Consider the following 14,905-nt stretch of genomic DNA (forward strand, 5'->3'; position numbering starts at 1 on the left):
CAAGCTATCGAGCCAATAGCTTATTTATATAGACAAGTAAGATTTATAAGGTACAAAAATGGCGTGAATTTTAACCCGGCTATTGGAGGAAAATTTTGCGACAAGACATTGCCAATAAGGGACTCTCCAAATAAAACTATTTATCGAGCCCCCTGCTGGCAACACAAGAAATCAGGCACTACAAACCGGGCAATTACTATGGCTCGGCAGCTGCAAAGTTTGCAGGGCTAAGGTTTCTGTCTCGATTAAGTGCAATTTATTCAAGCTTGATACCGGCAAATCCATCAGGTATTTCATGGCCTCCAGAGCCTGCATGCTACCAACCACACCCAGCGCCGGACCGATCACACCTGCAGTAGAGCAGTTCTGCACTTCAGCCTGCTCCTGAGGCGGAAACAGGCAGGCATAACAGGGGCCTTTTCCTTCAGAAAAATCAAAACTAATCAGCTGGCCGGAAAACCCCTGCACCGATGCCATTACTACCGGACACCCTGCCTGATAACAAACCCGGTTGATCGTATGGCGGATTTCCAGGTTATCGGTGCAGTCCAACACCAGATCCACCTGTTTTACCTGCTCGCGCAGCCAGGATTCATTCGCCATTTGGCTGTGGGGGTGAATGCGAATAGTTGGATTGGCTGCAGCCAATTGTTGTGCAGCCACCATGGCTTTGGATTTTCCCTGGTGATTGGTTTTGTACAAAATCTGGCGCTGTAAATTGGAGAGATCGATATGATCACCATCCACCAGGTGCAACTCTCCAATACCGGCTGCGGCCAGATACATCGCTGCCGGGCTGCCGAGCCCACCTAAACCAACAATCATAATTCGCGCAGAAGACAGTTTTTTCTGCCCTTCTTCACCCACCTGGGGCAACATTATCTGGCGACTGTAACGCTGTAATTCCTTACTACTTAACATGGCTCTACTTCCGCATGCTTACCTTTCAACAGGACATTAAAATCGGCAACCGCCTGCTTGTAATCTTTTGCTTTAGTAATAGCGCTGACCACGGCGATACTGCCAACGCCGCTAGCGATAACCTCACTGGCTCGCTGCATATTAATACCACCAATTGCCACGAGTGGATAATCGGGCAATAGTGCTGCCATTCGCGCAAGTTTATGCACACCCTGCAACTGATCCGACATATCCTTGGTGTTGGTCGCATAAATTGCACCAATGGCCAAGTAGCTGGGGCGATAACGGTAGGCCAACAGTAATTCATAGAAGCCGTGGGTACTGATACCCAGCTTCAATCCTGCCGCTTGAATTGCCCTCAGATCAGCAGACTGCAAATCCTCCTGGCCCAAATGCACACCGTAGGCGCCGCACTCAATCGCCAACTGCCAGTAATCATTGATAAACAGGCGCAGGTTATACGTCCTGCCAATAGCCACTGCGCGCTCAATCTGTGCGCGCAGGTCCTCACCCGGATTCTTTATTCGCAGCTGTAAAGTACGCACCCCCAGCTCAGCCAGGCGCTGCAACCACTCCACTGTATCCACAACCGGATATAAACCCAATGCTTGAGAGTCTGTTTGGGCAAACCCATGAACAAGAGGTTGGGCCACACCAAAACCATAATCCAGCGCACGCTCTTCTCCCGACACTAAAATCTCCGGGAAGTCGATTAAATCCAGGGGCCAGCCACAGTGGCCTACAGGTCCAGCACCAGCGCCGATATGTGCATTATTTCCCCGGCGCAAGCCCCGCTGTACATAGGCTTTACCCACAACGCAGGCATCTCGCAACGGGTAGCCCAAAGCGCGACAAGCGGTAATAGCGGAGGACAGAGTGCAGCCAGTGCCATGTGTGCCTGCACTGGACACTTCCCGACCAATAAACCAATCGGCCTTTTCACCATCCCACAGTAAGTCGGAAACTTCTCCCGCACGCAATTGCGTATGGCCGCCGGTAACTAAAATTGCAGTACCGCCGTGGGCGTGCAACTGACGCGCAGCTTGCACAATAGATTCCGCACCAGTGACACTGGCTCCGGTAAGCCATTCCAATTCATGTAAATTGGGAGTAACCAGATCACACTGTGGCATCAACTGAGCCAACACCGTTGCGGTAATATTCCCTTCGGTGAGCCCGACTCCGTTGGTAGCAACAGCAACCGGGTCGTAAATAACCGGAACCGGTTGCACCGCTTTCAGCTGGCGCAGGAAATCTGCCACCGCAACAACTTGTTCAGCATTCGCTAGCAGACCGATTTTAATTGCGGCAGGAAATAGATCCCGCTGTAAAGCCTGTAACTGAGAACCCAAGACCTCTAGGGAAACTGCATTAATTGCAGTAACTTCCACCGTATTCTGTGCAGTATTGGCCGTGATAGCACTGCAACCATGGCAGCCGAGGTCGGCAAAAGTCAGCAGGTCCGCCTGAATGCCGGCGCCACCGCCGGAGTCACTGCCGGCAATGGTCCAGACAATTGGCTTTTTCAATTGGAGTTGATCGCGCATAAAAATACTAATCCTGCAATATGCTCTCTGCCTGCTGCCAGAAAGGCATATCCAGGGTGGGGGTGCTGGGGCTGGCAGTTTGACGCCTGAGCATCAAGCCGGCATTAAAGGCGGCGCGCCCGGATTCCACAGCCAGTTTAAAAGCATTAGCCATCAGTACCGGATCCTGGGCTTTTGCAATCGCGGTATTCAATAACACCGCATCAAAGCCCATCTCCAGTGCTTCTGCCGCCTGTGATGGCGCACCGATTCCGGCGTCAATAATAAGCGGTACATCACTCAGACGCTCGCGCAGTGTTTGTAGGTTATATTTATTGAGCAGCCCCTGTCCGGTACCGATGGGAGCCCCCCAGGGCATTAATACCTCGCAGCCCACATCCAAAAGTTTTCGACACAGCACCAGGTCATCTGTGCAATAAGGCAAAACCTTGAAGCCTAACTGAATTAATTCCCGTGCAGCTTCTACCAGACCAAAGGGGTCTGGCTGCAAATTGTAATCATCACCAATCACTTCCAGCTTGAGCCAATCGGTCTGGAAAATTTCCTGGGACATTTTTGCCAGCTCCACCGCTTCTCGCGGCGATTTACAACCGGCGGTATTGGGCAACAACTGACAACCGGACTCGCGAATATAATCCCAAAATCGATTGTCTTGCTGCTGTGCCGGATTTTGCCGGCGCAGAGACAAAGTAATAATTTCCGAAGCTGAGGCTTGCACGGATTCGCGCATAATCGCTGGGGAGGGATACAGGGCGGTGCCCACCAAAAGCCGGCTGTTAAATGTTCTTCCGTAAAGTGTTAATAGATCGCTCACCTTTACCCCCCACTACCGGAGCAACAATATCCAGGCTATCGTCGTTATTTATCTCAGTATTGCTATATTCCGTACGGGGAATAAATCCACCGTTGACCGCAACGGCAAACGTTTCTCCGCGATAGCCGAGCTGCTGTAAAAGCGCAGAGAGTTTTAGCGGGGATTCAAGGCTCTGTGTTTCCCCATTAATTAGTACCTGCATCAAACCACCTGTAACAGTTGTTGTGCCACTTGATTCTCCACTTGCTCCACTACTGCCGGCGCTAAAAGATAACCGTGACGGTAAAGGCCATTCACCCTAATCAGCCCGTCCTCGCTGTGGATATAAGGCATATTATCCATAGTGGCGGGGCGACAATTTACGCGGGTCTCAACAATACGAGCCTCGGCAAAAGCCGGGTTGAGGGAGTAAAGCGCGGAAGACAATTCCATACTGGAGCGCACGGAAATGGGCGACTGGTCTTCACTCTCAATTTCCGTGGCGCCAATTACTGTGCGTCCATCGCTGCGTGGTACAGCATAGAGCTTATAGCGCGGGTGGAGCAGACGCACTGGACGCTGCAAAACCACTTCCCGGGATTCCACCACCATCACCTCACCACGGACACCGCGTAAGCCTTCAATCTGCCCCTTGGCACCGAGACCACGGCAGTCGATCACGCAATCAAATTGTTCGCGCTCCGAGTTCACAGAGATATACCCGACTTCGCAATTTACCTTGCTGTGCTCTCGCAGAGTGACAGCTCCTCGGTGCAATACGCTGAGTAACGCAGGCAATAAGCGGTGATTATTGATATCCGCCTCACCCCGCAGGTAAAGCCCCTGTTCAAAGCCGTGTAAGGAGGGCTCTAATTTCGCTAAAGTATTACTATCGAGTGGCTGCACCTGCTTCCTGGCAGATTCACCCAACTTGCCCTGTAACTCCCGCAGGAATTGCAGCAGCTCACTTTTATCCTTGCCGTGAGCAACCAGCACTGAGCCCGCCCTGCGGTATTCCACGTCCTGCCCACTCCGCTCCTCCAGCTGCCGGGCCCACTCAGACCAAAGCTCAAGGCTTTTCAGCCCCAGGTTGTAAATCTGTTTATCGCTGTGCACCAATTCCGATAGTGGTGAGATCATTCCAGCTGCCGTCCAGCAAGCTCCCCGACTGGTGCCGACAGGTCACCCGCTTCAAACAGGGTAATATCCAGTTCCCGTTGGCAGAGCCGCCAGGCGAGCAAGCGACCTAACAGGCCGCCACCGGCAATAGCTACTTTGGCTTTGGTTTCGCTTGTCACAGACCACCTATCTTCGCAAATCCAAATCGACACCCAGCGATATGCGCTATGCATTCGCCATACTTTTGCTATCCGATTCTTGGGGGAGAGGACTCTCCCCCAAAATACTCATCAGCCCTTGTGATAAATCTCGCTACCCATGTCCTTAAATTTAATCGACATTTCCTCCATGCCCTGTGCCGCTTCCTGCTTGGCCGCATAATCGCGCACATCCTGGGTAATTTTCATGGAGCAGAATTTCGGGCCGCACATGGAGCAGAAGTGAGCTACCTTGCCGGATTCCTTTGGCAAGGTTTCATCGTGATAGGTGCGTGCCCGCTCCGGGTCCAAGCCGAGATTGAACTGGTCTTCCCAACGGAATTCAAAGCGGGCTTTTGACAGGGCGTCATCGCGCTTCTGTGCCCGTGGATGCCCTTTGGCCAAGTCTGCGGCATGAGCCGCAATCTTATAGGCCATAAGGCCCTCTTTAACATCCTCTTTATTGGGTAGACCCAGGTGCTCTTTGGGGGTCACATAGCAGAGCATGGCGCAACCGTAGGTGCCGATAAGTGCAGCGCCTATGCCGGAAGTAATGTGGTCGTAGCCGGGAGCAATATCCGTGGTCAATGGACCCAGAGTGTAGAAAGGTGCGCCGTGGCAGTGCTTCAGCTGCTCATCCATATTTTCTTTGATCTTATGGATAGCCACATGACCGGGGCCTTCGATCATCGTCTGAACATCGTGCTTCCAGGCAATTTCAGTCAGCTCGCCAAGCGTGTGCAGCTCGCCAAACTGGGCTTCATCGTTAGCATCCGCAATTGAGCCCGGACGCAGGCCATCACCGAGACTAAAGCTCACATCGTAAGCCTTCATAATCTCGCAGATTTCCTCGAAGTGGATGTAGAGGAAATTCTCTTGGTGATGGGCGAGACACCATTTGGCCATAATGGAACCACCGCGAGAGACAATCCCGGTCATACGTTTGGCAGTGAGCGGCACATAGCGCAAAAGCACGCCAGCATGAATAGTGAAGTAATCCACCCCCTGCTCCGCCTGCTCAATCAAGGTGTCGCGGAACACATCCCAGTTAAGATCTTCAGCAATTCCGTTTACTTTCTCCAGCGCCTGGTAAATCGGCACAGTACCGATGGGCACTGGCGAGTTTCGCAGAATCCACTCGCGGGTTTCGTGGATATTGGCACCGGTAGACAGATCCATCACCGTGTCCGCGCCCCACTTGGTAGACCAAACCAGTTTCTCCACTTCCTCTTCAATGGAAGAAGTCACAGCAGAATTACCAATATTTGCATTCACCTTGCACAGGAAGTTGCGCCCGATAATCATCGGCTCCACTTCCGGGTGATTAATATTCGCCGGGATAATTGCCCGCCCTTCTGCAACTTCCCGGCGCACAAATTCCGGCGTGATTTGCTCGGGGATGTAAATACCATCACGTGCCTTCTGGTATTCACTTTCACTCATTTCCGCTGCCAACTTGGCTCGCCCCATATTTTCGCGCACTGCGATAAATTCCATCTCTGGGGTAATAATGCCGCGGCGGGCATAGTGCATCTGAGATACATTCTGTCCCGGTTTGGCCCGGCGAGGGCTGGGAAGGTTTTCAAAGCGGATATGATCCAGCCCCTGGTCCGCCATACGCTTCTGGCTGTAGGCCGCTTGGCGAGAGTCCAGCAGTTCAGTATCTCTGCGGGCCTCTATCCAGCCCTGGCGCAATTTGGGCAACCCTTCCCGTACGTCCACTTTAAAATTGGGCTCGGAATAGGGGCCCGAAGTGTCGTAAATGGTTAGGGGCTCATTGGGTTCAAACACCGGATTCTCTGCATCCCCCCTACCAAACTATCTCCCAAACAGATCTGACGAGCACCAACCTGAATGTCGGGAGTTTCACCGGGCAAATACACCTTGCTCGAGTTGGGGAAAGATTGAACCGTGAGATTTTCAAGAAATTCTTTAGCGGAATCGCGACTGGCAGCGCGGGAGGACTTTCCGGCTTTACCGGATTGTTCAATGATCTCAGACATGCGTAACCTTAAAACTTGGAAATTTAAAGGTCGCAGCATCCAGGGCACATACAAAGAGAAAAGACGCCAAACTGTAACAAAACAGGCGACTTCAGATCTTGTTCCCTACGCGGGGGTTACCCCGATCAGGTTCAACGGATCTCGCAACAGCGATCTCAGCCCACAGGCACTCCGACAAGTAGAGCGCAGTATAGTGGAAGCACCAGAAGAAAAACAGATGGCATAAAACTGTGCCAGAAAAACTAAAGCTTTGAAACGCCAATAAAGTAATCAATGCTCTCGGCGACAAAACTCCAACAGACTTCAATTTATTGATAACTGACCAAAGGGTCTCAAGCATTCACCACTCACAATATCTGAGTGCGTCCTACACTCCTTCTCGTTTACCGGAGCAGTGAATAAAACGATAACAACTTACGGCGAAAGTCGGTGTGGGAGAAAATACAATGTTGAATAAATATGGAGTTCTAGTAACACTCTGTTTGAGCATCTTGTCGATACAGCCAGCAATGGCAGCCCCCTCCAAGTCTGTTGCTGCGGGTGACAGTATTACCATGGCATTCGGTGCAGACTGTACCCGCAATAAGTATTTCTGGGACCTGTTTTGTCTTCTCGGCGGGGACCAACCCGAGCATTCCTGGTTTGACGGCGACGACAATTCAGTGGAGAGTGTTCACGATAAGTATAAAGTTAACTACCCCAATATGGCTGCCAATAAAAGCGCAGCGGAATCCGGTGCTGAGATGCGTAGTGGAGGCGACAATTTCTCCACTCAAGCCGATCGGATTCTATCCCAAAGTAATTTACCTGATCATGTCGAGGTAGTATTGGGCGGTAATGACATCTGTAACCGGGATTGCGTCGATCCAGCCAACTGTAACGATCCACTCTATACCGATAGCGAGTGGCGCTCGGCAGTTCAAGCTGGACTGGACAAATTAGTCGATGGTCTCCCTAACGGCTCAACGATAGTACTCGGCTCAGTACCGCGAGTACACGATCTCCGGGCAGCTGGTCTGGATAAGCAAAGCGGTAATTCCCGCGTAGATTGCGAGAGTGTCTGGTCGACTTTCGGAATTTGCCGAATTGCAACAAATGGCGGCTCGATGAATGGAGAGAGCTTTGCTACTCGTTATAACGGAATAGCCGCAGCCCAACAACGTTATAATGAAATCCTTGTTGAGGAAGCAGAAAGTTACAACGGTATGAATGGGGTAGAAGTTGTTGCTGAATATACCGGTGAGGATGAGTTAAATGCCGGGACTTTTCAGTTTAATAAAGATGATATTGATGGTGGGGACTGTTTCCACCCAAGCATTCAAGGACAAAATATTGTTGCTGATCTACTGTGGCAAGGAAATCCGGATAAATAAGTAACTTTTACTGCTCGGTAAATTCAGGGCCCGCAATAATATACTGCGGGCCCTAATCAATTCACTTACCTAAATCCTCATCAAAGTAACCATTCTCTTCAACCACATACTGCAATCTATGCGGCAAACCTTTTCTCATAAAGGCGACATCAATTACTTTTCCACTGGTAAGAGCATTCCACAGCTCATTCTGACCACTGTGGACCCAACTGTCATTGACTCTCAACAGCACATCGTTTTCCTCGAACCCAAGTGCAGTAAAAAACTCATTGTTAGCCACACCCTCCAAGCGCATCAAATGGTGGCCCTCAACTTCCAGCTCCGCCTCAATAAATTTAGCCTCCAAGAATTCTCGTTGTTCGAGTTGCTTCGCCAACCACTCTTGCCCAAGAGTCAAGACACCAGCCGGCTCGATTAGTTTTTTACCGTTTTCTCCCTGAGGCTGTTCAATACGTTTGCGCAGCTCCTCATCGTGCTGATGGGACAAAGTTAAAGGGATAATATTACCTTCTTCACCTTGCAATAGCAGACGCTCCAGGGAGCCCTGATTATCAATAACGGCATAGTGCCCTTTCAAACGCTTCAGAAAGACATCTTTAAGAACAGACTGCCCCAGTGAAAAATTCTGTGTCTTCTGCCCATTTACTTCTATTAAAGCTTTGGACTTATTCTCTATACTCGATTCACTAACTCCTACCAGGGCAAGAGGTAGATCCGTAACAGGTAATTGATTTTCAGTATCTTTTTGTTGTTTCCATGTATATTTTTGCTGAGGATCTATATCAAGCCTGATTAGTTCCTTTTCTATCCAGTAAGAATATTGCTCAAATGATCGTGCGCCCTTTAGATACAAACCGTTTATAAAAACAACCGGCACATTTGTAAGGCCAAGCCCTAAAGCAATTTCCTGATCCCCAAGAACAACTTCTTTATAATTCATATCTCCAATACAGGTTTTAAATTGCTTGTCATCGATCAGTAAACTGCTTGCGGTCTGGGAGTAAGATTTCTCACCAAGGTTTGGAGTTTTTGCGTATAAGGCGTCGTGATATTCCCAAAAAATATTGTGCTCACCAGCGCACTTAGCCGAAATAGCAGCTTTGATACCCTCCCGATGGAACTTAAGGGGAAAATCAAAATTTACCTGGCGAACCCAACCAGAATAGTCACTCAACAAACGCCTCAAGGTTGGCTGAAAGGATTTACAGTGGGGAGATTGAAAGGAGCAGAACACAGCAATTGTTATAGGCGCTTCGGGATTTCCTCGAGCGGCGCGCCCGCCATAATCAAGATCTATCCGTGGTGGCTCTGGAACGGGAAGCATAACTTCTATTTCTTGACCATCTTTTGCTGTTTTGGCAATCATTTCATGCAGCTTGTTGAGACGTAATTTATGCTCCATTTCAGCAATATCATACAACACAAGCTGGAGCTCCTTATCCAAGGCCTCCACGCTGACCTCCTGGCCATCAATCCGTGCAGCTATATGTTGTTGATCAAGTACTTTAGTTCCTACTGTTATTTCCGCATCCTTTGAACACCCCCCATTAGGCTCAAAATACCCAACGCCATTAACTTTGCTATAACATTCCTTAGTCGATTCACTGGTAATTCTCCTTTTACCGGTTTTGACCAATCTTACTCACCAATTCTCATTTCAGCCGCTTACAGCAAGCTTTATTCAGAACGTGTTCAAAAAATGAGAACCAGGCAAGCTTTTTGGCATCTAAGCTAACGTCTCTCCAGTAGAGGGAATATCCAACAAACTAACCCTGAGTAATTTCGCGAGCCTATTCGATCCTTAGATCACTGCCCCCCATATGAAATCGCTTTTAAAACTACATGGGAAAATCTTGAAACCAAAACAAGCAATAGATCATATCGAAGTATCCAATAAGAGCTATAGCCAAAAGTATCGATTGCAGGAAACTCCAAATCGTCTATAAGAAGACGCTTTAGCGGAAGAATAAATTCAAGTCTCCTACAGTGATGCCAGATCCGTTTATGACGGGGACAGTAAAAATAGAGAATCTACAGTCAATCTACGGCCAAATACTCAGATGTACTACAATTACTCAACGGTACTCTACTGAAAATTCATAGCTCGAGTTATTGGTACAACTTTCGCAATGGATAACATCACCATGATACGACTACCACTTATTACCATCGTTTGACTTCACAGCGAGCCTATAGACCTTGTTAAATAGATGGATAGCTTAGTTGTGTTAATCATAAACACCCTCAAGATACACCCGACACCAGACCAAATTTTTATATTCCACAGTAAAAAAGTAAAAGTAACTCTCAAGGAGAATAATTCTTTTGGGCTAAAGAAACACACATCTAATTCACCACTATGACTGGTTCGTATGGATCAATGAAAGAAAGCCAGCATACCTTTGAAAAATTATCAGAAATACAAGACCTGAAAAGAATACAACTGGTTGTTGGTGGTCTTGGCTTTATAGGCCAGTACTTAACATGGGGACTATTACGAAAAGGTTTTAATGTAGTTTTAATTGCGCGAAATGATATTCATGATCGATTCGAGCAGCTAAAACAAAGAAATAGTTTTGTCAATCCTATTTACAAACTTTCGAAAAATGATTTCGACCGACTTATAATCATTTCAGGAGATTTGAACAGGCCAAAGCTCAGCTTAAGTTCTATGTCTTACAGACAACTACACTCGCTACACATTGGTTCAATTTGGAATTGTGCAGCTGACATGCGCTATAGCTATAGCAACCTGCAGCAAAGCATTAATACAAATATTAACGGTGTGGAACAATTAATAGAGGTTGCTGTAGCAGCAAAATGTCGGTTCAACCAAATATCAACCAGTTTTATTGCCGGTAAAGATCATGCCAGCGGAGTAACTATAAAGGAAAAACTCTATCAACCTAAAGAATTTTTTAATGCTTATGATTACACCAAAAATGCAGCAGAGAACTTAATTGCAAAGTCCAAAAACCTGGAATACACCATCTATAGGCCAACTATTGTCCTAGGAGACTCGGTGACTGGCTACACAAACTCTCAGTCCGGTTACTATGAATATGTAAAACTGCTAAATAGACTAAAAGAACAGAATGTACAGACCCCCATTCACCTAAAATATCTTCCAAACTGCCTTATCAATGTCATTCCGGTTGACACTTGCTGTGATGCAATATTAAAGATTTCAAACAACCATGAACTCACAAAAAACCAATACTTTAATATTGCCGACTCTAACCCAATGACAATCGACGAATTCGTTAAGTTTAATCGCGATTACTTTGAGCTAGATTTAAGGCAAATTCAAGACAGCCACGTATTGTTAAGTAGCCTACCAGAAAAAGAAAGGCGGATACTTAAGATTATTAATAGAATGCAAAATGGACCATTTTTAAACAGTGACTTCAGGTTTTGCAGCGCAAATAGCCAAAGAGTCTTAGGTCACCCTGTTCAGAATCAATGGCGTAATAGCAAGAGTTATCTAACCAAAGTGGTGGACTATTTTTTAAATCAAACGTAACTAAATTCAGCCCGATCAGGTATGCCATGAACAAACCTAGTGACATATCACTTTCCCATTATGCAAACAGAATCAGTTACTCAGGGCCAAATGAAGATTCAAGATCAGAGCTTAAAGCTCTAAATATCAATGAAAATGATAATATTTTATGTGTTACTGGCGGTGGAGATCGCGCATTAAGCCTTCTACTGGGTAATCCCAAAAAAATAACCGCCATTGACTTGAATCCCAGCCAAAACTATCTCTTGGAACTAAAAAAAATTGGCATCCAGAAATTAAATTATGAGGAATTTTTAAGGTTCTCAGGAATACTCCCATGCAAAAAGAGATTAAACACCTATGACAACATAAAATCCTTTTTATCAAAAAAGGCGGAGTTATTTTGGTCAAGCAACATAAATATCATTGAAAAAGGGCTTATTTATGAAGGCGCTTTCGAAAAGCACTTCAAGTTAATCAGTATGATAATTAAAGTTATTCGACCCAGCAAAATAAAAACTCTAACCCACCTAAAAAGCATTGAAGAACAGCGTGAGTTTGTTAAAAACAAATGGAACACCCCAACCTGGAAAACATTTTTGCATTTCCTTACCAACAAATATTTCTTCAGAACTTTCCTTAAAGATCCTGGGTTCTATGAACACATCCCACAAGAAGTGTCAATTTCTGAGTATTTATTAAGCAGAATGGACCACTCTCTAATGAACCACCTGGTTCTTGACAATTTCTTTATGACATTCCTGCTAACTGGAAAATACAACCCCGAATATGGAATGCCTTTATATTTGGAAAAAAACAACTACCCAGTAATTAAGGGAGCACTAGATAAAACAGCCATAGAAATAGTAACCTCACCGATAGAACAATATTTATACAACTGTAAAAATAAAATTGACAAATTCTCCATTTCTGACGTCTCAGCTTATCTTGATGAAGAGAGCTTTGTTTCCCTACTAAACGCAATATACTCAGCAGCTAGCGAAAACAGCATCCTCTGCATGCGCCATTTTATTACCAAAAGAATAATTCCTGACTCTATAAAAAATAAATTTTCTTTTAACCCAGTTCTTGAGGAAGAGCTCAATAATAGCGATATATCGTTTGTTTATAGCTTTAATGTTGGAGTGAAAAGAGGACACTAAATTACCTCACCAATGTATAGCTGTTACAGTAATTTAAATGACAGCTACCTTTAGGAATTCCTAATAGAAGACTTACAACGCTGCTCGCCAGCTAAGCTAGAGTACAGCGCAGGCACTAAAAAGGGCCGCCCTATTAGACTACCCTTTTTCTAATTAGAAGCCTGATAAACCACTATACCGGTTTAGACCACCACAGGCGCAGTTCACCTCCAATCCAGCGGGTAGGGCTGTCCCACACTGCCCTATGGGCGCCTCCGGTGTTCCAAGCTGGCACGGCTCGGGGATCGCGCACGACTCACATGGCAGCGCAGGTGCTGCCCGGTAGTAAAAGTATTTCACCCTATCCAAACAACAGGGAAACTTGCAGGGGTTTTGTTTTACGCGGATTTCCACAGTCTGGAGTTACTAACAGAAAGTCTGGATAGAGTTGTGTATAACTTTAATAAACGGGCTGCAGGCCCCGTGTTACAAGGGATTACTGCAGAGACTAAAAAATCACCGATATTTTTACCGGCTAAATTTAATTTTTGGCGGAAGTGGTATGGGTACTTTTCTGGTTTTTACGAGGGTTATTTTTGTTGGATTATTTTTTGAGTGAACACAAAGGCGCTTGCTACGGAGGTAGGTAAAGACCTATTTTTATAGGCTTTTTAGGAGGGTGTCTGTTTAAGCTGCTCAGGTAGTTTTAGGTTTTTCTTTTTTTAATTACTGACTGATTTTTTAAACAGAAAGTTGAGCATAAAAGTTTTTCAGAGTTACTTTTATTTTTTTCATTTAATTTCTGCCAAGTATTTTCTGCTTTCTCTTTCTTCCTTCCCTTTTCTTAGTTTTTTTATTTTTTGTTTTTTGTTTTTTGTTTTTTGTTTTTTTAAATATTTTTAGCCATAAAAAAAGGGCCACCCTATTGGGTGGCCCTTTTCGGATTAGAAGCCTGACGATGACCTACTCTCACATGGGGAAGCCCCACACTACCATCGGCGATGTTGCGTTTCACTTCTGAGTTCGGCAAGGGATCAGGTGGTTCCACAACTCTATTGTCGTCAGGCAAACTGGCTTGGGTTGGCGTTGGTCTTATAAGCAATGTGCTTGGCCTGCCGTGTTATCGCTGTTTGCCTCGGTCATATTATTGACCGGCGATAACCCCAAATAAGTCGGTAAAACAATCTGTAGTAATACACCGCAAGCGATCGTATGTCTCTAACTCACAATCCGCTAGCTTAGCTAGTCGTTAGTAACCATCTCTGTTGTATGGTCAAGCCGCACGGGCAATTAGTACTGGTTAGCTCAACGCCTCACAACGCTTCCACACCCAGCCTATCAACGTGGTAGTCTTCCACGGCCCTTCAGGAGGCTCAAGGCCTCAGGGAGATCTTATCTTGAAGGAGGCTTCCCGCTTAGATGCTTTCAGCGGTTATCCCGTCCGAACATAGCTACCCGGCAATGCCACTGGCGTGACAACCGGAACACCAGAGGTTCGTTCACTCCGGTCCTCTCGTACTAGGAGCAACTCTTCTCAAATCTCCAACGCCCACGGCAGATAGGGACCGAACTGTCTCACGACGTTCTAAACCCAGCTCGCGTACCACTTTAAATGGCGAACAGCCATACCCTTGGGACCGGCTTCAGCCCCAGGATGTGATGAGCCGACATCGAGGTGCCAAACACCGCCGTCGATGTGAACTCTTGGGCGGTATCAGCCTGTTATCCCCGGAGTACCTTTTATCCGTTGAGCGATGGCCCTTCCATACAGAACCACCGGATCACTATGACCTACTTTCGTACCTGCTCGACATGTCTGTCTCGCAGTCAAGCGCACTTATACCATTATGCTCATTGCATGATTTCCGACCATGCTGAGTGCACCTTCGTACTCCTCCGTTACTCTTTGGGAGGAGACCGCCCCAGTCAAACTACCCACCATACACTGTCCTCGATCCGGATAACGGACCAGAGTTAGAACCTCAAACATACCAGGGTGGTATTTCAAGGACGGCTCCACAACAACTAGCGTCGCTGCTTCAAAGCCTCCCACCTATCCTACACAAATAGGCTCAAAGTTCAGTGCAAAGCTGTAGTAAAGGTTCACGGGGTCTTTCCGTCTAGCCGCGGGTACACTGCATCTTAACAGCGATTTCAATTTCACTGAGTCTCTGGTGGAGACAGCGTGGCCATCGTTACGCCATTCGTGCAGGTCGGAACTTACCCGACAAGGAATTTCGCTACCTTAGGACCGTTATAGTTACGGCCGCCGTTTACCGGGGCTTCGATCAAGAGCTTCGCCGAAGCT

Annotated in this window: 10 protein-coding genes, 2 rRNA genes, 1 pseudogene and 1 riboswitch (1 of these 14 cut by a window edge); of the genes and pseudogenes, 3 read left to right on the forward strand and 10 right to left on the reverse strand. The window is 46.9% G+C overall.

What is annotated here, in order from left to right; translation table 11 throughout:
• Positions 1-171 precede the first annotated feature (171 nt).
• The 7 genes and pseudogenes from QT397_20370 to thiC form a co-directional block, all read right to left on the reverse strand.
• Positions 172-921 (reverse strand): HesA/MoeB/ThiF family protein, encoded by a 750-nt coding sequence (locus tag QT397_20370; GenBank protein WNZ55200.1) that lies wholly within the window; start codon positions 919-921, stop codon positions 172-174.
• Complete coding sequence (thiE, locus tag QT397_20375; protein WNZ55201.1) at positions 915-2,468, reverse strand: thiamine phosphate synthase; 1,554 nt, start codon at positions 2,466-2,468, stop codon at positions 915-917. The genes QT397_20370 and thiE overlap by 7 nt, the downstream gene beginning before the upstream one ends.
• Positions 2,469-2,475: 7 nt before the next feature.
• On the reverse strand, positions 2,476-3,282 hold the full coding sequence (locus QT397_20380; protein ID WNZ55202.1) for a thiazole synthase: 807 nt from the start codon (positions 3,280-3,282) through the stop codon (positions 2,476-2,478).
• On the reverse strand, positions 3,245-3,484 hold the full coding sequence (gene thiS, locus QT397_20385) for a sulfur carrier protein ThiS (protein ID WNZ55203.1): 240 nt from the start codon (positions 3,482-3,484) through the stop codon (positions 3,245-3,247). The genes QT397_20380 and thiS overlap by 38 nt, the downstream gene beginning before the upstream one ends.
• On the reverse strand, positions 3,484-4,401 hold the full coding sequence (locus QT397_20390; protein WNZ55204.1) for an FAD-dependent oxidoreductase: 918 nt from the start codon (positions 4,399-4,401) through the stop codon (positions 3,484-3,486). Before QT397_20390 ends, thiS begins: the two co-directional genes overlap by 1 nt.
• Positions 4,398-4,559: a hypothetical protein gene (locus QT397_20395; GenBank protein ID WNZ55205.1), complete on the reverse strand. Its 162-nt coding sequence runs from the start codon at positions 4,557-4,559 to the stop codon at positions 4,398-4,400. Before QT397_20395 ends, QT397_20390 begins: the two co-directional genes overlap by 4 nt.
• Before the next feature lie 111 nt (positions 4,560-4,670).
• Positions 4,671-6,580: pseudogene (gene thiC, locus QT397_20400) on the reverse strand (phosphomethylpyrimidine synthase ThiC).
• 85 nt (positions 6,581-6,665) lie between these two features.
• A riboswitch (TPP riboswitch) is annotated at positions 6,666-6,764 on the reverse strand.
• 262 nt (positions 6,765-7,026) lie between these two features.
• Here thiC and QT397_20405 point away from each other — a divergent pair.
• Positions 7,027-7,953 (forward strand): SGNH/GDSL hydrolase family protein, encoded by a 927-nt coding sequence (locus tag QT397_20405; GenBank protein ID WNZ55206.1) that lies wholly within the window; start codon positions 7,027-7,029, stop codon positions 7,951-7,953.
• Between the two features lie 61 nt (positions 7,954-8,014).
• On the opposite strand, the gene QT397_20410 is transcribed toward QT397_20405, so the two are convergent.
• Entirely contained in the window at positions 8,015-9,589 is a 1,575-nt protein-coding gene (locus QT397_20410) for a thioredoxin domain-containing protein (protein ID WNZ55207.1), read from the reverse strand.
• A 744-nt stretch (positions 9,590-10,333) separates the two neighbouring features.
• On the opposite strand from QT397_20410, the gene QT397_20415 reads away from it, so the two are divergent.
• Together QT397_20415 and QT397_20420 are read left to right on the forward strand one after the other, a co-directional pair.
• On the forward strand, positions 10,334-11,476 hold the full coding sequence (locus QT397_20415) for an SDR family oxidoreductase (GenBank protein ID WNZ55208.1): 1,143 nt from the start codon (positions 10,334-10,336) through the stop codon (positions 11,474-11,476).
• A 26-nt stretch (positions 11,477-11,502) separates the two neighbouring features.
• Positions 11,503-12,618, forward strand: a complete 1,116-nt coding sequence (locus QT397_20420; protein WNZ55209.1) for a DUF3419 family protein — start codon at positions 11,503-11,505, stop codon at positions 12,616-12,618.
• A gap of 929 nt (positions 12,619-13,547) precedes the next feature.
• Here QT397_20420 and rrf read toward each other — a convergent pair.
• Positions 13,548-13,663: ribosomal RNA gene (gene rrf, locus QT397_20425) — 5S ribosomal RNA — on the reverse strand.
• A gap of 203 nt (positions 13,664-13,866) precedes the next feature.
• A 23S ribosomal RNA gene (locus QT397_20430) occupies positions 13,867-14,905 on the reverse strand; it runs 1,845 nt beyond the window's last position.

It is taken from the genome of Microbulbifer sp. MKSA007, from assembly GCA_032615215.1.
Taxonomy (GTDB): domain Bacteria; phylum Pseudomonadota; class Gammaproteobacteria; order Pseudomonadales; family Cellvibrionaceae; genus Microbulbifer.